Raw genomic sequence first — 22,057 nt, 5'->3', positions numbered from 1 at the left:
GCACTGACAACGGGCCCGATCGCGTCAGCCGTCGAAGGCCGTCGCCCGGGTCCGCTTCTCCCAGGCCGCGATGTCCTCGCGGACCTGGTCGAGATGGCCGAGGACGGCGGTGACGCCGTCGTCGCCGAGGGGGAGGCGGAGCGGGGTGGGGTCGGCCTGGAGGGCGGCCAGGATGAGCGCGGCCGCCTTGGCCGGGTCGCCGGGCTGGGAGCCGTCACCGCCGGCGACCGCTCCCCTGGTCTGGCTGACCTTGCCGTAGACGCCGCTGTCCGCGCTCGTGCCGGCCCGGTCGGTCGCGAAGAGGGCGGTACGGAAGGCGCCCGGCTCGACGATCAGCACCTTGATGCCGAACTCCCGCACCTCGTCCGCGAGCGCCTCGGACATGCCCTCCAGGGCGAACTTGGTTCCGCTGTACGCCGAGAAGCCCGCGAAGGACATCTGCCCGCCCATGCTGCTCATCTGCACGATCGCGCCCGAGCGGCGCTCGCGCATCGACGGCAGTACCGCCCGCACCAGCGCGGCGGGCCCGAAGACATGCACGTCGAACAGGTCCCGCAGCTCCCGCTCACCGGTCTCCTCGAAGGCCCCGACGTGCGTCCGGCCCGCGTTGTTGACGAGCACGTCCACGCGCCCGTACCGGGCCACCACGTCCCGCACCGCCGCCTCGGCGGCCGCGGTGTCGGCCACGTCCAGCCGCAGCGCCTCCACCTGCCCGGGGTGCGCCGCCACCAGCTCGTCCAACGCCTCCGTCCGACGCGCCGCCCCGACCACGAAGTCCCCGTCCGCGAGCGCCGCCTCCGCGATAGCCCGCCCGAACCCACTGCTCGCACCGGTGACCAGCCAGACCCTGTTCATATCGCTCCCCGTCCTGTGCGACGTCACCATGTCCTCAACGGCCTTCTCGCCCAGGCTAGTTCGCGGGGGCGTGCCGGGTCTCGGAGCGGGCCGGTCTCACAACCTGCCGAAGACCACTCCCCGCTCCCAACTCGTGCTCAGCGGCGTACGCATACCGCGCATGAACCCGATCACGGAGCGCTGGGTGCAGACCTGCCGCCGCGAACTCCTCGACCGCGCCCTCAACAGCGCCGCACCCCTGCCCCGACCACCGAACCGGAACACCTCCATCTCATTACATAGCGGGTTGCGACCCGATAGCATCCGGTCCGTACGAACGGGTCTTCGAAGGTGGCCGGTGCGCCGGCCTGCCGGTGACATCCGCCGTCCCGCACCACCCTCCAGGTGAGAGAAGCCGCGGCCCGAAGAGCGCGGGAACCGGGCGCGGCACCGCTCGAACGAAGAGCTGGTATTCGCCTCATCGGTCGCATGAGTGGAGCGAACAGCGTTGATCTCGGTATTGATTGCGGAAGATGTCCACATGCTCCGCCGGGCCTTGGTGTCGCTGCTCTCTCTGGAGGGCGACATCGACGTCGTGGCCGAGGTCGCGTCGGGGCGCGACATCATTCCACGAGCCCTGGCGCTGAAGCCGGATGTGGCGGTCCTGGACATCGACCTCCCGGACGTCGACGGGATCACCGCGGCCGGCGAGTTGCGCGAGCGGCTCCCGGAATGTCGGACGATCTTCCTCACCAGCCTCGGCCGTCCGGGCAATCTGCAGCGGGCGATGGCCGTGAAGGCGTCCGGGTTTCTGCTGAAGGACCTCGACCCCGAGGCACTCGTCGATGCGATACGCCGGGTCGCGAGAGGCGAGCGGATCATCGATCCCCAACTGGCTCTCGCGACCCTCGATGCCGGTCCGAGTCCGCTGACCCCGCGCGAGATCCAGATACTGGCCCGGGCGGCCGACGGCGAGGAACCGGCGGAAATCGCCAGGCACCTCTGCCTGGCGCCCGGGACGGTACGGAACTATCTCTCCAACATCGTCTTGAAACTACAGTCGAGGAACCGGGTTGATGCCATCCGGATCGCCCGGGAAGCCGGCTGGCTCTGACTCCGGTGCCCAGGGCCGGGCCGGCTCGGTCTTCCCCCCCGCACCGTGCAGGGGCACCTCTGCCTCCAGCAGGAACCGCCCGCCCTCGCCCATGGCGGCGGACAGCGTCCCGCCGAGCGCCGCAACCCTGGCGGAGAGATTCCCCAGTCCGCTGCCGCCCAGCGGATCCGGCTGCGCCTGCCGGGTGACCCCGTCGTTGACCAGGGTGAGCCGGACCGCTCCGGCCGTCTGTACGGCCTTGGCCGTACAGGTCTCGGCTGTGCTGTGGCGGAGCATGTTGGTGATGCCCTCCCGGAGCACGGTGGCGAGCACGGTGTCGGTCTCTCCGGACAGCTGGGTGGTGATCTCCCAGGTGAAGTCGGAGCGGATGCCCGCGGCCGACAGCATCGACTCCACCATCGCCATCTCCCGGCTCAGCGACATGGCGCGGTAGCCGCTCGCCACCGCGCGCACGTCGGCCAGCGCCTCGCGGGAGATCTGCAGGATCTCCCGGAGCTCTCGGTGGGTCTGTTCGGGCTCCGAGGGCAGCAGCCGGTGGGCAAGTTCGGACTTCAGGGTGATGCTCGACAGGCTGTAGCCGAGCAGATCGTGCAGATCGCGGGCGAAGCGCAGCCGTTCCTTCAGCACCGCCACATGGGCCAGCTCCCGTTGGGCCGCGTGCACCTCGTGCACCAGCTGGCCGAGCCAGGCCAGCCCGAAGAGCACCAGACCGGTGATCAGGGTGGACAGCGAGACGTACACGATCTCAAGTACGGGGAGCCCGAGCAGGATTTCCGCCACATCCAGCGCCGCGACCACGGCGGCGGTGAGTGACCAGGCCAGGGGCCAGCGGAGTTGGAGCAGCAGGGAGCCGCAGAGGAAGCCGGGCACCCCGCTCCAGGCCGTATGGAACTCCAGAAAGCCCACGGCGATGAGGGCCGCCTGGAGCAGGAGCGTCCACGGCACCAATTGCTTGATCAGCGGGTGAGTGGTCCGGGAGGAGTGCAGCAGCTGCAGGGCGGCGACGCAGGTGAGCAGGGCCACGGCCTCAACGGTACGCCAGACGGGCAGTTCGAGAGCCGATACGGCCAGCACCGCCAGCACGTAGAACGAGGCGATCACTGCTGTGGCCACACCGACGGCGACCAGTGGAGCCCGTTCCTTGCGCTGGGCCAGCCCACTCGCCCCGGACAACACATCATCGGGCTCCCCCGATGACTCGCCAGTACACCCGCTGAGCGTGCTCGCCATCTTGCCCCCCCGGGCGTGTCAGCAACAGCCAGAGGGAGTGTACCTATGAATGGCCATTTCTTCCGGGTCTGATCCTGGCCAGCCAGGCCAGTACCGTGGCTTGTTCTCACCCCCGGAGCGTCGGCATCACCCGCTCGGCCACCTCCGCCACGAGCCGGGGGGAGCCCTCGAAGACTCCGGAGCTGCGCGGCCAGGGCAGTACCAGATCGGTGAAGCCGGCCTCGGCGCAGGCCGCGGCGAACTCCCCGAAAGCCCCGGTGTCGTGCAGTGGAGCACCTACCCGGCCGGCGTGCACCAGCGAGCGCAGGTCAGCCGGGTCCCGCCCCGCATCGGCCCAGATCCGGCGCATCCGGTGCAGCTGGCGTACCGCCTCGTCGAGCGACGGCCGGGCGTCTCGCCGGCCGGAACTGCCCATGGTGATCCAGATGTCGGCGCACTGCGCGGTCAGCGCCATGGCGCGGGGCCCTGCGGCAGCCAGGGCCAGGGGCGGCCGGGGGCGGGCGAGAGCGCCCGGGTGCATACGGGCGTCGACGGCCGTGTAGTGGTTTCCCCGCCGGGTGGTGGCGGGCTCCCGCAGCAGTTCGTCCGTGAACCGGACGAACTCACTCCAGCGGTCGGCCCGTTCGGAGGGCGACAGGGCGTCCTCCCCCAGGACTGCGGTGTCGGCGCCGGGGGCCCCGGAGCCCAGTCCCACGATCATCCGGCCGCCGGAGATGTCGTCGAGGGTGAGGAGTTCCTTGGCGAAGGTCACCGGATGGCGGAAGTTGGGTGAGGCCACGAGCGGGCCGAGGGCTATCCTCCGGGTGACCGCCGCGGCGGCCGCCAGGACGGGAACCGCGCCGAACCAGGGGCCGTCGCGCAGGGTGCGCCAGGACAGATGGTCGTATGTCCATGCGTGGTCGTAGCCGAGTTCATCGGCTTCCAGCCAGCGGTCGCGGCTCGCTTCCCAGCGCTCCTCCGGGAGGATCAGCACACCGAACTTCACGAGGTCCCTCCGGGGGAGCGGGTACGGCGGCGCAGTTCGAGTCGGGCCGAGGCGCCGAAGGCACCGACGAGCGCGCAGACCGCCCCTACCGCGTACATGCCGGGATATCCGAACAGTGTCACCAGGCTGCCGAGTACGGCTCCGCCCAGGGCCAGGCCGAGTTGCAGAAACGAACCGAAGACGGCGATGGACGCCTGGCGTCCGCTGCGTTCGGCATGCTCCAGCACCTCGGCGCCGAGCGCCGGAAACATCTGCGAGCAGCCCGCGCCGATCAGCACTCCGGCCAGGGCGGCGGTCCACAGCGCGGACGAATGGCCGAGCAGGAGCAGGCCGGCCGCTTCGACGGCTCCGGCGGCCGGGAGGATCACCGACGGACGCATCCGGTCGACGTGCCGTCCGGTGGCCAGCCGGATGACCACGACGGAGACGGCCACCGCGGTGAGCACGATCGCGCCACCCGACACGCCCCGCTCCTCCAACGAGAGCACGGAGAAGGCCAGCAGGGCGGAATAGCCGAAGTAGCTGAGCATCAGACTGCAGCCGGGCAGCAGGGCCGGCCTGACCCCGTCGTGCCACCACCCCAGGCGGCCTGAAGTCGTACCGCTGCCGTCGTTCTGCGCGGGGCGGCGGGCTCCCGGCCGGACCGTGGCGGCCACCAGTCCGGCGGCTGCCGCCAGCCCCGCCGCTCCCCAGGCCACCAGGGGATGGCCACCCAACCGGTAGAGCTGGTCGCCGAGCGGTGCCGCCAGTGCCTGGCCCAGTGCGGTGCTCACCCCGACCGAGCCGAGCGCCCAGCGGCCGCGCGTCTGCGGGACCAGCGCCACCGTCCAGGCCGGCGCGGCGGCGAAGACCAGGGCCAGGGCGGCGCCCACGCCCAGCCGGTCGACCAGCATCCAGGTGTACGAGGGGCACAGCGGATACAGCCACTGGGTGAGGAGGAGCCCTGCCGCACCGGCGAGGAAGACCACCCGGTGACCCACCCGGTCCACCCAGAAACCGCTGGGCGGCCTCACCACCAGAGTGGCCAGTGCGTAAGCGCCGGTGGCGACGCCGATCTCCGCCGGTCCCCGGCCCAGGTCCTCGTCCACGAACCGGGGCAGCACCGGGTTGAGGATGCCGACCGCGGCGAAGGCCAGGCAGGTGGCGACAAGGACCCGGGCCACGGGGGGAATTGCGGGCAGCAGCCCGGAAAGCGGGCCGCGGCTGCGGGACTCGGACAGCGCCTGGGTGATCACGGTGCCTCCAGCAGTCGGCTCTCAGAGCCTGTGTCATGTCCCCGGCCGGGTGCGCGGCCGGGGACATGACACAGGCTCTCAGTCACCGGCGGCACCGGCGGTGACGGCTGCCGGGGCCGTACGGGCGAACAACTCGTCGAGGTCGAGGAGCCGGTCCTCCGGGAGTCCGGCGAACCCGGCCCGCAGGTCCTTGCGGGCGGGGCGGTCGCGGTCGTACGGGTACACGGCGCTCGGAGCACCGTCCTCGCCGAGCGCGAGGAACGGGTTGGCCACCAGGAACGCCCGCACCTCGGCAGTGTCCCGGAGGGCGGCCGGCCACAGCCTGCGCCGGGCGTGGTGGCCCGGCGGCAGCGCCACCCGCGGGTGGAAGCGGCGCTTGAACTGAACGATCCCCTTGCTCAGGAACGGCTCGGTGCCCGACATGTCGATGACCGGGACCGAGTTCGCGCAGGCCCAGTCCACGCACAGGTAGTACACGGCCTTCACCACTCCGGTGCGGTAGTGCTCCGGGGCGCCGTCGAGCACGCCGAGCAGCCGCATCGTCAGCGGCCGGCCGGGCTGCCCGCCGTGGCAGAGCAGTCCGGCGACGCGCTCGCCCTGCCGGGTGACGAAGAACAGCCGGCCGTCCCGCAGCAGCACCTCGCGGGCCATGCGTTCGGACAGGCTGCGGGTGTCCTCGCCGTGCCGGCCGTGCATCGTCGGCAGATGCATGCGCTGGTAGAAGTAGTCGAAGTCGTCCCGGCCGGTGGCGGGTTCCCACTGCCAGCCGTGTTCGGCGAGCTGCTTGGTGAACTGCCGCCGCTCATTGCCCGAGACCCGGCGCAGCATCGCCGCACTGCCGCCCTCCACAGGGAGTATCAGATGGAGCCGGAAGGGCAGCACGGGGCCGGTGGCGGAGTGGGTGTCCGGCAGCAGCCCGGGCGTGGCGCGCAGTGCCCGCAGTCGGCCTTCCCCGCAACCGGCGAACACCATGTCCGCCGAGTGGGCCGCCTCCCGCAGTGCAGCCGTCCACGGTCGCCGGCCCAGCACCTCGCGGACCGGATCCGGGCCGCCGAACTCCCGGCTGCGCTGCTGCTCCAGAAACGGCAGCACATGGTGCTCCGAGCGGGGCAGGCCGACGTAGGCGAACGAGGGGCCTTCGGCAGCACGGGAGAGCGTGACGTCGCAGCGGACCGCGAGGCGGTCGGCGGCGGCGTGCAGCCGTGCGGGCAGTCCGGGACCGTTCTCCCAGGCGTACCGGAACCGCTGCCACCCGGCGGTGACCGGCGGGCTCACGACAGTGACTCCAGGACGGCCGTACGCACCTCGTCCGCGTCGCCGACCTGACGCTGGAGCCGCATGGGCAGCGGTACGAAGTCGGCGGCGGAGTAGCTGCCGGAGCCGTGCACCACGATGTCCTCCTCTGCCACCAGGCCCCGGTCAATGGCGTACAGCACCCCGGTGAAGGCCATCACCAGTGACCATTCGCGCAGCTCTGCCGGGTCGGACGGCAGCGTGAGGCCGGCGCGCGCGGTCAGCCGCCGGATCTCGCGGTACCGGGTCAGGCACTCGTGCCCGGATACGACGATGCCCCCGCCGCCGTGGGTGCGGATCAGTCGGTTCATCTCCGCCGAGGTGACAGGGGCCCGCGTGTAGAAGGTGGGCTCCAGACACTCGTCCAGCGCCTTTGTGGTCTGCGGGAAGCGCGGATCGGCCGACTGCGTGAGCAGCCCGCCGGGGGCGCGGGAGTACTCCGGCAGGTTCTCCCGCGACACCGAGCCGAAGTGCAGGCTCAGCACCATGTCGGGGGTGTCGAGATGCTGGACGAGGAAGTAGTGGGGCGGATCGTCGGCCAGGCCCTCCTCGCGCAGCATCTGATGGCCGAAGTGATGGCCGAGCAGGCCGTACGCGCTGGACACGGCGTGCGCGTGCAGCCGTCCGCCGGGCAGCGGCGCGGGCAGCGCGTCGTGTTCCACGAAGGCCCGGATGGTGTCGGCCACCCGGTAGTTGTCGAGGTCAAGGGTGTACCACAGGCGGTGGCGTACGCCCTGGGGCGGACTGGCGTACCAGCCATCGGTGAACTCCTGGGCGAGTTCCTTGACTGCGGAGCGCTCCGAACCGTCGTGGGTCAGCACCGGATTGCGCCTGGCGAGCTCGGGAGAACCGGAGAGCGGGGAGGCCCACAGCTTGCGCCGAGCAGCGGCCGGCACGATCACCGTGATCTGCAGCTCGTCCGGTGTGACCAGGCCGCAGTCGATGGCCCGGGCCACCGCGTCCCGCAGCGCCGTCGCCTTGTTGGCCGAGGACGGCGTCACGATCATGACGGGCTCGGCGGTGGTGCGGATGTGCTGCACCGCCCGGGCGACCATGAGCAGCGAGGCGAGGGTCTTGGTGGTGCGGGTCGCCGGATTGCTCATGAGGTCAAGGAGGCGCAGCTGCCGGCCTCGGTAACTGCCCAGGTCCGACACCCGGATCGCGGCGGCGGCGAAGAAGCGCTGTAGCCGGGAGTCCGGCGAGGGAAGTTCGTAGCCCGGTTCGAAACGATCCTGCGGCGCCCGGGAGGCGGCGACCGTCTTCATGGCACGGCGCAGCCGCTCGGCGTACTCGGCATAAGGCGCGTCGAACTGCCGGACGCCGGAGCGCAGGCCGATGGCACTGGTCATCAGCGGCCCTCCGTAACGGCCGGTCCGCCCGTCTGCAGGGCGGCGAGCAGATCACCCCGGACCTCGTACGAACCCGGAACCGGCTCCGCGGCGTCCTCGCCCAGCGACACGATCCGGTTGCACCGGTCCACATGGACGACCCGCGGGCTGAATCCTTCGAGGGCTGCCTCATCCACCAGGGCGTAGCTGATGATGATGACCAGATCACCTTCGTGGACCAGGCGCGCCGCGGCGCCGTTGATGCCGATGACGCCGCTGCCCCGCTCACCGGCGATGGCGTAGGTCTCCAGCCGGGCTCCGTTGTCGATGTCCACGACGTGCACGAGTTCGCCCGGAAGGAGCCCGGCCTCGTCCATGAGGTCCTGATCGATGGTGAGCGAGCCGACATAGTGCAGATCGGCCTGGGTGACGACGGCACGATGGATTTTCGATTTCATCAGATGGCGCATCATGTCCTGCTCATCCCTTCGGACGCGGGTGGGGTGCGCCTCAGCCTCCGGCGGCCCTGTGGAGGGCTGATGGAGGGCTGATGGTGGGTACCGGGCCGGACCCGGCACCAGCGGTGCTCCATCGGGACTGGAGTCCCCCGGGGTGCACTTGCAGGGTCATGAGCCCGTACCGGAAACCGGAGGGGGGATGAATGGACTTCCTCGCGCAGGAGCACACGCCGACCTGGAGCCGGCTTGTGGACGCACTGCGCTCGGCGCAGCAGTCCGGTCGCTCGGTGCTGGTCGTCACCGTCCCCGCAGGCCAGGAGCAGGACGAGGCGCTGGTCCGGACCGCGCGCAGCGTCGAGAGCCCGGAGCGTTCCGTGCTGCTGCTGACCTCCCCGGACAAGCCCTTCCGGAAGGTGCCGGCGTGTGCCTGGGAAGGGCTGAGCGAGGCCGAGGCGCAGATAGTGGAGCTGGTCCGGGACGGTTTGACGAACCGGCAGATCGCCACCCGTATCCACCGGTCGCCGCACACCGTCAACTACCATCTGCGGCGGATCTTCAAGAAGCTGTCGGTGGCGTCGCGAGTGGAACTGGCGGCGTTCGCGGGGGGCGCCTTCGCCTCCCGGCAGCCAACAGCTCCAGGTCCTGCCGGGCCGGGAGGGCCAGGCGGGAGACCACCTCATGCGTCATGACCGGCAGGGCGCAGCGGCGCGCGAGGTAGTCGAGGGCGGCGGCATGGTCCGCCGCACTGAAGTCGGCGATCGCGTCGGCCACCACGAACGGCTGGATGTCCCGGGTGAACGCGTCGCAGGCAGTCATGAGGATGCCGACATGGGCGTACACCCCGCAGATGATCAGCTGGTCTCTCCCCTGGCCGGCGAGCAGTTCCGCGAGCGGCGAGCGGGCGAAGGCGCTGTAACGCCATTTGGTGAGCACTACGGCCGGAGGTTCGGGTCGCAGCTCCGGCAGGATGCGCTTGTGTGCGCCGGTGTGCTTCATGCCCGGGCCCCAGAAGTCGTGCAGCAGGCCGCGCTCTCCGCGGGTCATACCGCCCGGCTGGGCGGTGAAGTACACGGGCACTCCGGCGGCGGCGGCAGCCTCCCGCAGTTCGGCGACCCGGCGGATCAGGCCGTCACGGAGCTCGGAGCCGGCCGGCAGGAAGTCCACGAAGTACTGCTGCATGTCGTGGATGAGCAGCGCGGACCGCGCGGCCTCCAGCCGCCAGCCGACCCGGGCCGGTGGCAGTTCGTGCTCGGTGGGCAGGGGATAGGGTTCGATGTCCGGTATGGGCACTGTTCCTCCAGTGTCAGGAGCTGACCGGCGGGCTCAGGCGCCGAGCGCCGCGCCGCCGTCCACGCTCAGTTCGTGCATGGTGATGTGCCGCGCCTCGTCCGAGGCCAGGAAGACCACGGCGGAGGCCACGTCCTCGGGCTCCGCGATACGGCGCAGCGGTATGCCCGTGCGGTAGCCGGCGAGGTCTCCGCGGATGGTGCCTTCGGACCCGTTGTGCTGCACCTGTTCGAGCATCGGGGTGCGGGTCGATCCGGGAGACACCACGTTGCAGCGGATGCCGCGGCCGGCGAGTTCGAGTCCGAGCACCTTGGTGAAGTGGACCGAGGCCGCCTTGGACGCCCCGTACGCCGCCATGTGTATGCGGGGCACCGTGCCCGCGTTGGAGGCGACGGTCACCACCACGCCGCGCTCCCGCTCCGCCATCCTGCGGGTGGCCTCGCGGGAGACGCAGAAGACACCGAACGCGTTCACGGCGAACGTCTGCTGCCAGTGGGCGTCGTCGAACTCGGCGACCGGGCCGGTGTGCAGCACTCCCGCCACGTTGACCAGGATGTCGACGGGGCCGACTTCCTGCTCCACGGCCTCCACGGTGGCCGCGACCGCGCCGCTGTCCTGCACGTCGAGCCGGTATCCGGCAGCTTGTTGCCCCTCATCGGCGAGTGCTTTGACCGCCTCGTCGAGACCGTCCCGGTCCAGGTCTGTCAGTACGACGCGGGCTCCGTGCTGCGCCAGGGCCCGGGCGACGGCGAAGCCGATACCCCGGGCGGCGCCGGTGATCAGGGCCACCCGGCCGCTGATCCCGCTGGCCGCGGCGGCCGGATCGGTCCCGCCGCCTCCCGGCGCGTCCGGCTGCCGCTCCGGAACGGCCTCGTAGGCGAAGAGCCAGTCGTGGCTCTCCAGACCCTGCCGGGCGGCAAGTTCCCGGTCCCGCTGCTGCCGTGCCTCGCCATCCGCCAGGTGCAGCCGGTCGTTGTTGGCGCGGGCCCGGCGCTGCACCTCATTGGCACGGGGAAGTCGCTGCATCTCGTACCGGCCCAGAGCGGCCGGCAGCTCGGAGGTGCGGATGAGGCAGTCCGCCAGCACCGCGGCGTCCTCGACGGCCTGGTTGGCTCCCTGGGCGAGGAACGGCAGCATGGGGTGGGCCGCGTCGCCGATCAGCACGAACCGGCCCTGGACGAGGTGGTCCAGCGGATCCCGGTCGTGCAGCGCCCAGCAGGTCACCTCGTCGGCGGCCGACAGCAGGCCAAGCAGCTCGTCGTCCCAGCCCGTGTACGCCGCCAGCAGGTCCTCCTTGCGGCCGGGCTGCGTCCAGGACTCGGTACGCCAGTCAGGTGCGGGCACCCCGGCGGCGAAGCTGATGGTGCGTCCACCACTGACCGGGTACGCCACGCAGTGCTGTCCGGGTCCCAGCCACAGCTGGACCCGGGGGTCCGCCGCGAACCGGGGCACCCGGTCGGCCGGGACGAGGCCGCGGTACATCCCCTGCCCGCTGAACCGCGGCCGGTCGGGAAAGAGCTGCGAACGCACCACCGAACGGATGCCGTCCGCTCCGACGACCAGGTCCGCGTCGTATGACAGACCGTCGGCGAACTCCAGCCGCACTCCGTCCTCCCGCTCGTCCAGCGCCAGGCACCGGGCGCCGAGCCGCAGGGTTCCCATGGGCAGCTGCTCAAGGAGCGCCGCATGCAGATCGGCGCGGTGAACGGTGAGGTAGGGAGCGCCGTAGCGCTCCTCGCAGGGCCCGGCCAGCGGTGTGGTCGCCAGGGGGTGGCCGTCGTCCCAGTTGGTCATCCGGATGGCCCGGGGCCGTACCGCATGCTGCCGCAGCCGGGCTTCGAGTCCCAGCCGGTGCAACAGCCGGACGGCGTTGGGGGACAGCTGGATGCCCGCCCCCGTGGGGAACAGCTGTCCGGCCTGCTCGAAGACGGCAGTGCGGATGCCCTGCTGATGCAGCGCCGCGGCGAGAACGAGCCCGGATATGCCGGCACCGATCACCGCGATCCGCGGTTCATGGTCTTTCACAGGAGTCTTCCTTCCACTCGGGGATCCCCCGTGGCGACGGCTCCCGGCGGGCGGGAGCCGTCGCCACAGCGGTGATCGATGACGGCCGATCAGTAGTACAGAAGCGCCTTGTCCCAGTCCTCGTCCGCACCGAACAGGCTGCGCGGCTTGACCACGTCATGGACGCCGGTCAGGGCGCGCCGCGGCACGAGCGAGCCCGGCGGCCGGGCGTCGATGCGCAGCGGGAGCCGGCCGTACGCCTCCCATACGGAGGCCGCCAGGGCGGCGCGGGCCAGGTCCCGGGCCGAGTCCTCCACCTCGATCTCGATCGTCAGCAGCTCGGGCTGCGCCCTGGCCCGCCAGAAGAGGACGCCGTAGTCCGCGGGCAGCGAGAAGACCAGCTGCTCCAGCTCGCTCTGGCTGACCTTCATCGCGCCCACGCGATGCCCGAACCCCGCCCGGCCGAGGACGCGTACCGAGGGCAGCGCCCATCCGCAGGGGCAGGGCTCGGTGCTGACCTCCACGTCGTCCTCGAGGTTGTAGCGGAGCAGCGGCATGGCCTCCCGGTACAGCGGCGTGACCAGGAGCTGCCCGGCGCCGTCCGGTCCGATCCGGCCGGTGACCGGGTCCAGTACCTCGAACACGGCCCGGTCGGCCCAGAGATGGAGCCGGCCCTCGGGGCATTCGCCCGCGAGGCTGCCGGTCTCGGTGGAGCCGTACTCCTCGACCACCGGCACCCCCCAGATCTCGCTGATCCGGCGCCGCCGGGCCGGGCCGAGCGGCTCACCGCCGACGAACAGGGCCCGCAGCGAGGGGAAGTCCTTGCCCGGCTCAAGACCGGCGGCCCGCGCCGCGGCGGCCCAGATCAGCGGCTCCGTGGGCATCGACCAGGTGAGGCTGACTCCGAGGCCGTGCAGCACCCGCACCACCCTCGAATAGGGCATGGCCAGCGAGCGGTTGTCGCCCGGGACCACGGTGGCCCCCTGGGAGCGGGCGGCGGCCTGGGCCAGATGTCCCGTGATCATCAGCGCGTAGGGCGTACGGACCAGGAAGGTGTCCTCCGGACCGATGCCGATGTGTTTGCGGGCATAGCGTTCCGCCAGGTCGTCCCAGTCCTCGGCGGTGTAGTACGAGGGGGTCGGCGTGCCCGCCGTGCCGCTCGACTCGTGGTACGTGGCCAGCTGCCGCTTCTCCACGCCCAGCATGCCGAAGGGGTAGTTGTCCCGAAGCTGCTGCTTGGTGGTGGGGACGAGCTGTTCCAGCCGGGCGCGGGCCGGCGCACCGGCGCCTTCGGTGCGGCCGCGGTAGAAGGGTGAGCGTTCGGCCTGCTCCAGGACCACCGGCAGCCGTTCGTCCTGCAGCCGGGTCAGCTCCTGCGGACTCGACCAGTCCCCTATCCGGGGCCGGTCGCCTTGCGTTCGGGACATGGATACTCCTTGGACAGTTCATCGGTCGATGAGGGCTCCGGCCTCCCGGCGGCCCGGGCCGGCCGGGGCGGGGCCGAGGGCCGGGCGTCGCGAGGCAGCCGGGGAACTCGGAACAGGCCCCAGCAACCGGAGGGCGTTCTCCCGGCCTGCCAGGCGCCACTCCTCCTCGCTCACCCCGGCCGCGGCGAACTTGGCCAGCTCCACCACCGGGTGCTGCAGCGGGTACTCGGACCCGAACAGCACCCGGTCCGGCCCCAGTACGCCGAGCGCCCGGCGCAGCACCGTGCTGTAGCCGCCGGACGTCTCCAACAGGATGTTGGGATACGGCTCGATCAGCGCGATGCCGTAGTAGTCGATGTTGCCGACCCCGGCGTGGCCGAGGACGAACACCGTCTCCGGGTGGCGCGCCGCGAGCTCCGTCAGATCGGCGACCCGGCACCCCGGCCGCTCCAGGCACACGGTGTACACGCAGTGGCCGTGTTGCTGCGCCACCGCGATCAGGGCCTTGGAGCGCGGGCTGCCGAGGGGTTCGCCGTGCACCGCCGGCGAGAGCTCAAGGCCCCGGAACTCCGGTGCCCGCTCGGCGTACTCGGCGGCCGGGCGGTGCGGGTTGCCGAACCAGAAGGGCACCAGCCTGCCGGGGTGCGCCCGACAGGCCGCGAGCACCGCGTCGTTGTCGGCGTCCGCCGTCGTATGCCCGCCCTCGACCAGTTGCCGGGACAACTGGTCGAGGGCGATCACGCCACCGGCACAGACAGCGGCCTGGGCGATACCGGCGGCGTCCAGCGCGGCCAGCAGCCGCGGCAGAGCCTCAGGCCGCGGTGCCAGCCGCACATGGAAGTCGAACAGGGTGTGCGCGGGCCGGCCGGGGAGCGCGTTCACTGCTCGCGGCAGAACTCGTCGATGGGATAGCCGACATGGCGGTCCTCCGTCGGCAGATAACCGAGCACCTTGTCACCGGGCTTGAGCTCCGTGCTGTTCAGCACGGTGCCGCCGGGGCCGAGCACCCGCACGTGCCAGTCGTCCTGCAGGATCAGATTGACCGCGGTGCCGTTCGGTGCCACGGCGTCGATGGAGATCAGCGGACGGGATTCGATCTTCACGCGGCCCACGGTCGCCACCCGGGTCCGGCCGTGGATGTCCACGGCGGTGACCTTGCTGCCGGCCACGAGCTCACTGAGGTAGTTCGTACGGCCGTTGACCGAGACCGTGTAGGACATGATGGCGCCCGCGTTGACCCGGAACGGGCGGGTGGGCATGTACGGCAGGGGGTGGGTCTCGCTGACGCACAGGATCATGCCCTTGGAGTGCGAGCCGACCAGGATGCCCTCGTCCTCCCGGAAGTAGGTGCAGGTGTCGACGCAGGCCCGCTCCCCCATCCCGACATGCCGGACCTCGGTGACGCTGAGCTCCACCAGGTCCAGATCGGCCGGGCGGTCGTCCGCGGCGGCCCGCAGCGCTGTCGCGTCGCCCACCGCCGAGGGAGCGAGCAGCACGCCGTCGGAGCCGTGCTCGAGGACGCCGAAGATGATCTCGGCCTCCTCGGTGTCGTGGGCCACGGTGATGATGCTGCCGTCGGCGCCGGCGGCCGCGGCGAGCACGATCTCCAGGGGGATCTTGGTGGGATCGCGGAACAGCAGCAGACTCCAGGCCTCGGTACGGGCCGATGCGCAGGCCTGCTCCAGGGTGTCGGCGTCCACGATCTCGGTGAACCGGCCGAACTCCGTGCCGGGGTGCTGCAGAGCCAGCTCGGCGGTGGTGCCGTGCACCGCGGGGTCGACGATGACGAGGTCCACGCCTTCGAAGGCCTCGGGCAGCGGTCCCTTCGGCACGAGTACGCGCTTGACGGTCGGCGGCAGGGACGCGAGGTCGGCGGCCTGGTCCGCGACGATGGCGTCGATGCGCTGGTGAACGGCCTCCTCGACGATGGCGGCACGGGCGGTGTCGGTCTCACGTATGTCCAGCCAGCAGAGTTTCACCGGTTTCTCCTCGGTCTCGTTCGGTTCTCTTCGGATGGTTTGTGTGCAAGGTCGTTCTCCGGCAGGTCAGATCGCCGTCTGAAGGAGGTCGATCCGGGCCAGCTCCGCATCACTGGCCGGGCGGTGGATGAGGTCGGCGAGCCGGGCGGTGAGCGCGCCGGGGTCGTCGGACTGGAAGATGCTGCGTCCCATGGCGACCCCGGCAGCTCCGCCGCTGAGCGCGTCGGACACATAGGAGAGGACCTCGGACGGGTGCGCGCGCGGCGGGCCGCCGGCCACGAGGACGGGGACCGGGCTGTGCGCGGTGGCCTCGGCCAGGTCCTGCGGGCGGGCGGGGCAGGCGGTCTTGACGATGTCCGCGCCCAGGTCGGCCGCGAGGGTGATGGCGTGCGCGAGGAGCTCGGGGTCGGCCGGGGCGGCGATCCGGGGACCCCGCGGGTAGATCATGACCAGCAGCGGCATGCTCCAGGTGTCGCAGTCCGCGGAGATCCGGGCCAGATCCTCGATCTGCCGGGCTTCGGAGGCGGAGCCGAGGTTCACATGCACACTGACCGCGTCGGCACCGAGCCGTACGGCCTCGGCCACCCCGGCCACCAGGTACTTGGCGTCCGGGTCGGGCGCGTGCGTGGTGCTGGCGCTCAGGTGGAGGATGAGCGAGGTGCGGGTGAACCACTGGCTGTCCACGTAGCGGAGAGCCCCTTTGTGCAGCACCACCGCGTCCGCGCCGGCTCCGGCCAGCCGGCCGACGAGCTGGTTGACCCGGCGGCCGCCCGTGACCGGTCCGTCGGTCACCGAATGGTCGAGCGGTACGACAAGGAGCCGGTTGTCGCCGTGGCGGTACAGCCGGCGAAGGCGCAACTGCCGGGCGAAGGAAGCGTTGTCGGTCATGGTGTCCCCTCGTTGGGAAGAGCGGATAGGTCAGGAAGTTCCGTCAAAAGCGCCTAGCCGCCGATGAGCGACAGGGGCTGACCGTCCGGAACATCCGCCGGCTCCTGGTCCAGACCGAACTCGCGGTGCAGCAGCGCCAGCGCGTCCCGGACCTGGCCTCGGGGCACGGTCACGGACACGCGCAGCTGGGAGGTGGAGAGCCAGCCGACCGGGATACCGGCGGCGCCGAGCAGGGACAGCAGCCGGGCGGTGTGCTGGGGGCGGTTGAGCAGACCGATGCCGATCAGCGACACCTTGGCGACCCCGCCGTCGAACTCGATCCGGTGCCCGGACCGGGCCACGCCGGCCCGCAGATCCGGTTCGAGCCGCCGCAGGTCGCTGTCCCGCGTCGTGAACCCCATCCGGAACTCGGCCTCGTGCGGTCCCGAGCGGGCGACCAGGTCGACCGGTGCGTTGTGCCGGGCGAAGACCTCAAGCACGGCGGCCGCGGCATCCTCGCCGCCGCCCGGGCCGTGGATGAGCACGCGCGTGACGTCCAGGTCATGGGCTATGCCCATGATCCCGTGATCCTCCAGGGCGGCTGCGTCCTGCCTACTGCTGATCACGGTGCCCTCTCCCTCTTCGAACGCGCTCTTGACGATGACGGTCAGATCCTGGGCCGCGGCCAGCTCCACAGCCCGGTCGTGCAGTACCCGGGCGCCGGCGAAGGCCATCTCCGTCATGACGTCGACGGGTACGGCGGGCAGCAGCCGGGCCTGAGGCACCAGCCGCGGGTCCGCCGTGTGGACCCCAGCCACATCGGTGAAGATCTCGCAGCGTTCCGCTCCGAGCGCCGCGGCCAGCGCGATGGCCGTCGTGTCCGAACCTCCGCGGCCCAGAGTCAGGACGTCGCCGTCACCGCCGATGCCGTGGAATCCGGCGACCACCACCAGGCGGCCCGCCGCCAGATGCCCGCGGACGGCGGCGGTGTCGATGGCCGCCACCCGGCCCTCGCCCGCCGGACCCCGCACGGTGATGCCCGCCTGGCCTCCGGTGCAGGAGACCGCGTCGACCCCCAGCTTCCGCAGGCACAGGGCGAGCAGCGCGGCCGATGCGATCTCTCCGGTGACCAGCAACTGGTCGGTCTCCCGGGTGTGGTCGCCGCTGCCGGCCTCCGCCGCTGCGGCGAGCAGTCTGTCGGTGGTGTCGCCCTGGGCGGAGACGACGGCCACCGTGGGCCGTACCGCGTGCGAGGCTGCCAGGGCGGCGGCCGCTCGGCGCAGCCGGTCGATACCGGCCACCGAGGTGCCGCCGTACTTCTGGACCAGACATCTCATCGTCGACATCTCATTCCACGTGGTTCCGGCTGGTCGGATGCCAGCTGCTCGAGCGGGTCAACTGATCAGGCGCTGACAGCGGAGACGTTCAGCAGTTCGGTGACGAGGTCGCCCAGCATGTCGATCCCGTGTTCAGTCAGAACGGATTCCGGGTGGAACTGCACCGAGCCGAAGCCGGGTCCGCGGATCGCGTGCACCTCGCCGGAGCCGTCGTCCCGGACCAGTTCGGCGCGGGCGGCACTGCCCGGCACCGTTGCCCAGGGCTGTGAGCTGCGGGCGGCGTACGTGTTGTAGAAGCCGCAGCGCTCGGGGCGCCCGAAGAAGTCGATACGGCGCTGCGTGCCCTGGTGGGGGCGGTCGCAGCGGATCACGGGCAGTCCCAGCAGCCCGGCAAGGACCTGGTGGCTGAGGCAGACGGCCAGCAGCGGCTGTCCGTCCGCCAGCGCCGAGCCGATCAGCTGCCGGACAGTTCTGATCTTCGGGTCGGAGTCCAGCCGCGGATCGCCCGGACCGGGCCCCGAGACCAGCAGGTCGTACCCCCGGGGCGACGGCTGCTCGTCCCAGCGCACCACCGTCGTGTCCAGCCCCAGGGCCGACAGCTGGGAACCGAGCATCGAGGTGAAATGGTCCTCGCAGTCGACGATGAGGGCGCTGCGCCCGGCCAGCGGTGCCCTGGGCGCCAGGCGGTCCTCCGCGCGCTGCAGCCAGTACTTGGCCAGCCGGTCGTTGCGGGAGGCCAGGGCGGCGGGAACGCGCGGGTCGTAGCTCCAGCCGGACCCCGCCAAAGACCCCGGCCGGTCTTCGGCCCCGGCGGGGCCCGGACCCGGAGCCAGACCCAGGGCGGTGAGCATGCCCGCGGTCTTGGCCCGGGTCTCGGCCGCCTCGGCCTTCGGATCGGAGTGGCGGACCAGCGTCGCGCCCACGTCCAGCCGCATCCGGCCGGCCGGGTCGATCTCCACGGTCCGGATGGCGATGGTGGAGTCCAGCGTGGTCCGGCCCGCGGCGTCCTCGTCGAGGAGCGCCAGCGCCCCGGCGTAGTAGCGGCGCCCGGTCGGCTCGTACCGGGTGATCACCTGGCATGCGCTCTCCAGCGGCGAACCGGTGACCGTGGGAGCGAACATCGTCTCCCGCAGCACCTGGCGGGCGTCCAGGTGAGTACGGCCCTCGACGTAGTACTCGGTGTGGGCCAGCCGCGCCATGGGTTTGATCAGCGGTCCGGTGACCTGGCCGCCCAGCGGGCAGATCCGGCCCATCATCTTGAGCTCCTCGTCGAGCACCATGTAGAGCTCGTCCGACTCCTTCTGGTCGCTGAGGAACCGCAGCAGCCCGTCGGTGTCGGCGCCGCCGTCGGGGTACCGGTAGGTGCCGCTGATCGGGTTCATCGTCGCCAGGCCGTCCTCGAGGGTGATGTGCCGCTCGGGCGAGGCGCCGATGAGAGTGAAGTCCCCGGTGTGCACGAGGAAGGTCCAGTAGGCGCCGCGCTCTTCGCGCAGCAGCCGTCCGAACACGGTCAGTGCCGTGCGTATCCGGAAGTCCGGGATCCTGGCCAGGAAGGAGCGCTTGATCACGAAGTTGGCGCCCTTGCCGGTGCCGATCTCCTGCTCGACGACCTTGTGCACCAGGGCCTCGTACTCGGCGTCGTCCAGGTCGAAGCGGTCGTCGCGGACCTCCACCGGCTCCGGCGGCAGCAGTCCGGGCAACCGGTCCTTGGGCAGCAGGATCCGCTCCGACACCCTCATGGCGAGCAGCTCGGCCCCGTCGGGCGTGTGCGCGAAGCCGCGCTCGGCGATCTGCTCGAACGGGACCAGCGCCAGGACGTTGCCGGCCGGCAGATCCTCCAGCCGGTCATAGGAGTCGAAGCGGCCGGTCAGGAGCTCCACGGTGGAGGCGTCCCGTTCCGGTCGGTACAGCAGGGCGAAGGGCGGGACCGCCGGTCCCAGCAGTTGCTGCAGTTCCTCACTCAACGCCATCACTCCTTGATGAAATGAATTCCGGAGCCAGTTCGGCTGGAATTCAAACGGCGTTCCATGGCCGCTCCATGAGCATTCCAGAGTGAATTAATCAGGGGCAACTACTCATCCGTGCAGTCCCGATTCGAAAAATGCAAACAGGTGCAGGCGTCCGGCAATGCCGGACGCCTGCACCTGTTTGATTTCAGCGGGTATTACACCGTGGTGAATACCTTCTCGTACTCCAGCCTGGGCAGCCGGTCGTACCAGGCCGCCGCGTCCGGGACGCCGATGTTCACCACGGTCAGGGCCTCCTGGTGCTCGGGCAGGAACTCCTTGCTCACCGCGTCGGCGTTGAAGCCGGTCATGGGGCCGGCCGCCAGGCCGATGGCCCGTACGCCGATGATGAAGTAGGCGATCTGAAGAGTGGCGTTGAGGCGAGCCGACTCCGCGCGCACCGCGTCGTCGCTGAAGAACACATCCTTGGCCTGCGGGAACACCGGGAACTGGGAGGGAAGCTCATCGGTGAACCGGTGGTCGGCGGCCAGGATGGCGACCAGCGGGGCGGCCTGGGTCTTGGCCTGGTTGTTGTCCCACATCTGGGCCACCAGCCGGGCACGGGCCTCGTCCGAGCGGACCAGCGTGACGCGTAGCGGCTGCTGGTTGAACGAGGTGGGTGCCCACTTCACGAGGTCGTAGAGGGCCTGGATCTGCTCCTCGGTCACCGGTTCGCCGGTGAAGGAGTTGGCGGTCCGGGCCTCGCGGAACAGCAGGTCCTGAGCGCTTGTGTCGAGTGCGATGAATTCGCTTGCCATAGAGGGCCTTTCCTTTCTGATGATTCGGGTGGAGTTACGGGGGCGGAGGAAATCAGGTGCAGCGGAAGTCAATTCGCGTTTCCGGCGACCAGCCGGAGTAGCCGGCCGCAGTCTGCGGGAGAGCTGTCTCCCAGCCAGGCCACATGCTGATCGGGGCGTACCAGCACCAGATCACGGCCCCAGAGCCGCCGGGCCGCCGCATCCGCGACCGGCAGCCGCAGCAGGGGCAGGCCGAGCCGCTCAGCCTCCTGGGCCAGGGGCTTGCCCGCGTGGGAGCCGGAGCTGTCGAGCAGGGTGAAGCCGGGCCCCAGCAGGTCGAAGACCTCGGCGCCGTCCGCGAGCCGCAGGCTCGGCAGCCTCAGCCCCGGCCGGACCGCCGGCGTGATGCGTGCCCAGTCCCAGGGGGCTGCCGGACCGTCGGCGGGCGGAAGCACCGGTGAGCCCGCATAGCGCACACCGAAGTGGATGCCGAGATTGGAGGTCTGGTACCGCTCCTGGTCGAGGAAGCCGGCCAGTTGCTCCCGGTCGGCGCCGACCGCGTGCAGCACGGGGAAGCGGCGCCACACCTCGAAGAGGTTGAAGCACATCTCCCGGTTGAACAGGGCGGTGGGCCGCCGCTCGGCCTCGTAGGAGTCCAGCAGCGTGGGGCCGCCCCAGCCGTGCAGTGCCGCGGCCAGCTTCCAGCCGAGGTCGATCGCGTCCCCGAGGCCGGTGTTGGCGCCGTGCCCGCCGGTGGGGAAGAACTGGTGGGCCGCATCGCCTGCCAGGAAGACCGAGCCCTTCCGGTAGCTGTCCGCGACGGTGAGCCGGCCCTCCCAGCGGGCGGTGGTGAGCACCTCGTCGATCTTCAGTTCCAGGCCCAGCCGCTCGCGGACCACCTCCACCGGGTCTCGGTCGGCGTCCTCGGGCGACAGGAGGGGATAGGTGCCGGTCCAGGTCTGGTCGCCGTCGCGGGAGACCAGGGTCAGTCCGCGGGCGGCTATGGCGAGGAAGAAGGGGCCGTGGCTGCGCAGCGCCGGGTCGGTGCTGCGGAAGTAGACGTCCTGGTGCATGGCGCGCGGGCCCAGGTCGTCCAGGCCGATGTCCAGCAGTCGGCGCACGGTGCTGCCCGCTCCGTCACAGCCCACAAGGAAGCGCCCGCGGATCTGCTCTGTGGTGCCGTCACCGGAAGCCGGCGCCAGTTCGGCGGTGACCCCGGCGGCGTCCTCGGTGAATCCGGTGAGGACCCGGTCCTCCAGGAACTCGATCAGTGGATGCTGCCGGCAGCGGCTCCGGCAGACCTCCTCCAGCCGGGAGCCGATGACCCGCAGATACGGTTCGCGGGGCATGCTGCCGTCGTTCACCGCCGCCATCCGGGCGGCCAGTACGGCCGGGGAGTCGTAGGTCCAGGTGGACAGCGGGCCGTCGGCGAACTTGTCCATCCACAGGAAGGTGAACGGGTGGTTCGCGGGCACTCCCAGCGACCGCAGCTCCTCGCCCAGCCCCAGCCGGCGCAACAGCTCCATGCTGCGCGCGCTGACGTAGTCCATCTTCGGATGCCGGGATGCCTGCGGCAGCCGGTCCACCACGGTGCTCGGCACGCCGTGTCTGGCCAGCTCGAGCGCCAGCACGCAGCCGACCGGGCCCGCGCCGATCACCACGACCCGGGCCTCGTCCGCCGGTTTCGGGTTCTCCCGGGCCATCTCCGGCTCCTTCCGCTTGGACTGGCTTGACTGTCACCCCCCGGGACAAGGGACCGGCCGGACAGCTGGCCTTCCGGCCGGTCCCTTCGGGGGATTCGAGAGTCCCAGCCGCGACAGGCCGCTCACATCACGTGATCACGTGATTCCACGCAACGGGGCGCCCGGGGCGTCCGCCGTTCCGTGGGGGGTGTCCCCCCGAGCACCTTCCAGGTGGGAGAACTCGCGGCCCGAAG

At 71.1% G+C, this 22,057-nt stretch carries 18 protein-coding genes and 2 pseudogenes; 3 read left to right on the top strand and 17 right to left on the bottom strand.

Annotated features, from left to right (window positions below):
* Positions 1–24: 24 nt before the first annotated feature.
* The gene (locus SLINC_RS29165; protein WP_067438946.1) at positions 25–855 is read right to left on the bottom strand and encodes an oxidoreductase; all 831 of its coding nucleotides are present in this window, start codon (positions 853–855) and stop codon (positions 25–27) included.
* Positions 856–982: 127 nt separating this feature from the next.
* Here SLINC_RS29165 and SLINC_RS50480 point away from each other — a divergent pair.
* Positions 983–1,078, top strand: a pseudogene (locus SLINC_RS50480) (integrase core domain-containing protein); the annotation flags it as partial.
* A gap of 264 nt (positions 1,079–1,342) precedes the next feature.
* Positions 1,343–1,948: a response regulator transcription factor gene (locus tag SLINC_RS29160; RefSeq protein WP_067438943.1), complete on the top strand. Its 606-nt coding sequence runs from the start codon at positions 1,343–1,345 to the stop codon at positions 1,946–1,948.
* Here SLINC_RS29160 and SLINC_RS29155 read toward each other — a convergent pair.
* The 6 genes from SLINC_RS29155 to panD form a co-directional block, all read right to left on the bottom strand.
* Complete coding sequence (locus SLINC_RS29155) at positions 1,889–3,121, bottom strand: sensor histidine kinase (protein ID WP_159425369.1); 1,233 nt, start codon at positions 3,119–3,121, stop codon at positions 1,889–1,891. The two genes, SLINC_RS29160 and SLINC_RS29155, sit on opposite strands and share 60 nt — an antisense overlap.
* A 163-nt stretch (positions 3,122–3,284) precedes the next feature.
* Positions 3,285–4,163: an LLM class flavin-dependent oxidoreductase gene (locus tag SLINC_RS29150; RefSeq protein ID WP_067438937.1), complete on the bottom strand. Its 879-nt coding sequence runs from the start codon at positions 4,161–4,163 to the stop codon at positions 3,285–3,287.
* Positions 4,160–5,398: an MFS transporter gene (locus SLINC_RS29145; RefSeq protein WP_067438934.1), complete on the bottom strand. Its 1,239-nt coding sequence runs from the start codon at positions 5,396–5,398 to the stop codon at positions 4,160–4,162. The genes SLINC_RS29150 and SLINC_RS29145 overlap by 4 nt, the downstream gene beginning before the upstream one ends.
* A 78-nt stretch (positions 5,399–5,476) precedes the next feature.
* Positions 5,477–6,673 carry a GNAT family N-acetyltransferase gene (locus SLINC_RS29140; RefSeq protein WP_067438933.1) on the bottom strand — a complete coding sequence of 399 codons (1,197 nt, stop codon included), beginning with the start codon at positions 6,671–6,673 and terminating at the stop codon, positions 5,477–5,479.
* Entirely contained in the window at positions 6,670–8,040 is a 1,371-nt protein-coding gene (locus SLINC_RS29135) for a DUF6002 family protein (protein WP_067438922.1), read from the bottom strand. The genes SLINC_RS29140 and SLINC_RS29135 overlap by 4 nt, the downstream gene beginning before the upstream one ends.
* Positions 8,040–8,492, bottom strand: coding sequence for an aspartate 1-decarboxylase (panD, locus tag SLINC_RS29130; RefSeq protein WP_067438918.1), 453 nt, complete (start codon positions 8,490–8,492; stop codon positions 8,040–8,042). The genes SLINC_RS29135 and panD overlap by 1 nt, the downstream gene beginning before the upstream one ends.
* 188 nt (positions 8,493–8,680) lie before the next feature.
* On the opposite strand from panD, the pseudogene SLINC_RS49505 reads away from it, so the two are divergent.
* Positions 8,681–9,019: pseudogene (locus SLINC_RS49505) on the top strand (helix-turn-helix transcriptional regulator); the annotation flags it as partial.
* A gap of 13 nt (positions 9,020–9,032) precedes the next feature.
* Here SLINC_RS49505 and SLINC_RS29125 read toward each other — a convergent pair.
* The 10 genes from SLINC_RS29125 to SLINC_RS29080 all read right to left on the bottom strand — a co-directional run bounded on the left by SLINC_RS29125 (position 9,033) and on the right by SLINC_RS29080 (position 21,824).
* Positions 9,033–9,767: an isochorismatase family protein gene (locus tag SLINC_RS29125; RefSeq protein ID WP_067438915.1), complete on the bottom strand. Its 735-nt coding sequence runs from the start codon at positions 9,765–9,767 to the stop codon at positions 9,033–9,035.
* A 33-nt stretch (positions 9,768–9,800) separates the two neighbouring features.
* Positions 9,801–11,789, bottom strand: a complete 1,989-nt coding sequence (locus SLINC_RS50265) for a 2,3-dihydro-2,3-dihydroxybenzoate dehydrogenase (protein ID WP_067438909.1) — start codon at positions 11,787–11,789, stop codon at positions 9,801–9,803.
* A gap of 89 nt (positions 11,790–11,878) precedes the next feature.
* The gene (locus SLINC_RS29115; RefSeq protein WP_067438906.1) at positions 11,879–13,195 is read right to left on the bottom strand and encodes a phenylacetate--CoA ligase family protein; all 1,317 of its coding nucleotides are present in this window, start codon (positions 13,193–13,195) and stop codon (positions 11,879–11,881) included.
* Positions 13,196–13,213: 18 nt separating this feature from the next.
* Positions 13,214–14,077 (bottom strand): amidohydrolase family protein, encoded by an 864-nt coding sequence (locus tag SLINC_RS29110; protein WP_067438903.1) that lies wholly within the window; start codon positions 14,075–14,077, stop codon positions 13,214–13,216.
* The gene (locus SLINC_RS29105) at positions 14,074–15,174 is read right to left on the bottom strand and encodes a 3-dehydroquinate synthase II (RefSeq protein WP_067438900.1); all 1,101 of its coding nucleotides are present in this window, start codon (positions 15,172–15,174) and stop codon (positions 14,074–14,076) included. The genes SLINC_RS29110 and SLINC_RS29105 overlap by 4 nt, the downstream gene beginning before the upstream one ends.
* Before the next feature lie 66 nt (positions 15,175–15,240).
* The gene (locus SLINC_RS29100) at positions 15,241–16,062 is read right to left on the bottom strand and encodes a 2-amino-3,7-dideoxy-D-threo-hept-6-ulosonate synthase (RefSeq protein ID WP_067438897.1); all 822 of its coding nucleotides are present in this window, start codon (positions 16,060–16,062) and stop codon (positions 15,241–15,243) included.
* 53 nt (positions 16,063–16,115) lie between these two features.
* Complete coding sequence (locus tag SLINC_RS29095; RefSeq protein WP_067438894.1) at positions 16,116–17,378, bottom strand: aspartate kinase; 1,263 nt, start codon at positions 17,376–17,378, stop codon at positions 16,116–16,118.
* Between the two features lie 65 nt (positions 17,379–17,443).
* On the bottom strand, positions 17,444–19,348 hold the full coding sequence (locus tag SLINC_RS29090) for an anthranilate synthase family protein (protein WP_067438891.1): 1,905 nt from the start codon (positions 19,346–19,348) through the stop codon (positions 17,444–17,446).
* Positions 19,349–19,542: 194 nt separating this feature from the next.
* Positions 19,543–20,142: a malonic semialdehyde reductase gene (locus SLINC_RS29085; protein ID WP_067438889.1), complete on the bottom strand. Its 600-nt coding sequence runs from the start codon at positions 20,140–20,142 to the stop codon at positions 19,543–19,545.
* A gap of 68 nt (positions 20,143–20,210) precedes the next feature.
* Positions 20,211–21,824, bottom strand: coding sequence for an FAD-dependent monooxygenase (locus SLINC_RS29080; protein ID WP_079164780.1), 1,614 nt, complete (start codon positions 21,822–21,824; stop codon positions 20,211–20,213).
* Positions 21,825–22,057: the final 233 nt, after the last annotated feature.

This window comes from Streptomyces lincolnensis (genome assembly GCF_001685355.1).
Taxonomy (GTDB): Bacteria; Actinomycetota; Actinomycetes; order Streptomycetales; family Streptomycetaceae; genus Streptomyces; species Streptomyces lincolnensis.
This window is presented reverse-complemented; position numbering and strand designations above follow the sequence as displayed.

Bases quoted from the DNA above. Each gene is read 5' to 3' on its own strand.
- panD (WP_067438918.1), bottom strand. From the start codon at position 8,492: ATGATGCGCCATCTGATGAAATCGAAAATCCATCGTGCCGTCGTCACC.
- SLINC_RS29115 (WP_067438906.1), bottom strand. From the start codon at position 13,195: ATGTCCCGAACGCAAGGCGACCGGCCCCGGATAGGGGACTGGTCGAGT.
- SLINC_RS29090 (WP_067438891.1), bottom strand. From the start codon at position 19,348: ATGGCGTTGAGTGAGGAACTGCAGCAACTGCTGGGACCGGCGGTCCCG.
- SLINC_RS29100 (WP_067438897.1), bottom strand. From the start codon at position 16,062: ATGACCGACAACGCTTCCTTCGCCCGGCAGTTGCGCCTTCGCCGGCTG.
- SLINC_RS29165 (WP_067438946.1), bottom strand. From the start codon at position 855: ATGAACAGGGTCTGGCTGGTCACCGGTGCGAGCAGTGGGTTCGGGCGG.
- SLINC_RS29085 (WP_067438889.1), bottom strand. From the start codon at position 20,142: ATGGCAAGCGAATTCATCGCACTCGACACAAGCGCTCAGGACCTGCTG.
- SLINC_RS29135 (WP_067438922.1), bottom strand. From the start codon at position 8,040: ATGACCAGTGCCATCGGCCTGCGCTCCGGCGTCCGGCAGTTCGACGCG.
- SLINC_RS29080 (WP_079164780.1), bottom strand. From the start codon at position 21,824: ATGGCCCGGGAGAACCCGAAACCGGCGGACGAGGCCCGGGTCGTGGTG.
- SLINC_RS29095 (WP_067438894.1), bottom strand. From the start codon at position 17,378: ATGAGATGTCTGGTCCAGAAGTACGGCGGCACCTCGGTGGCCGGTATC.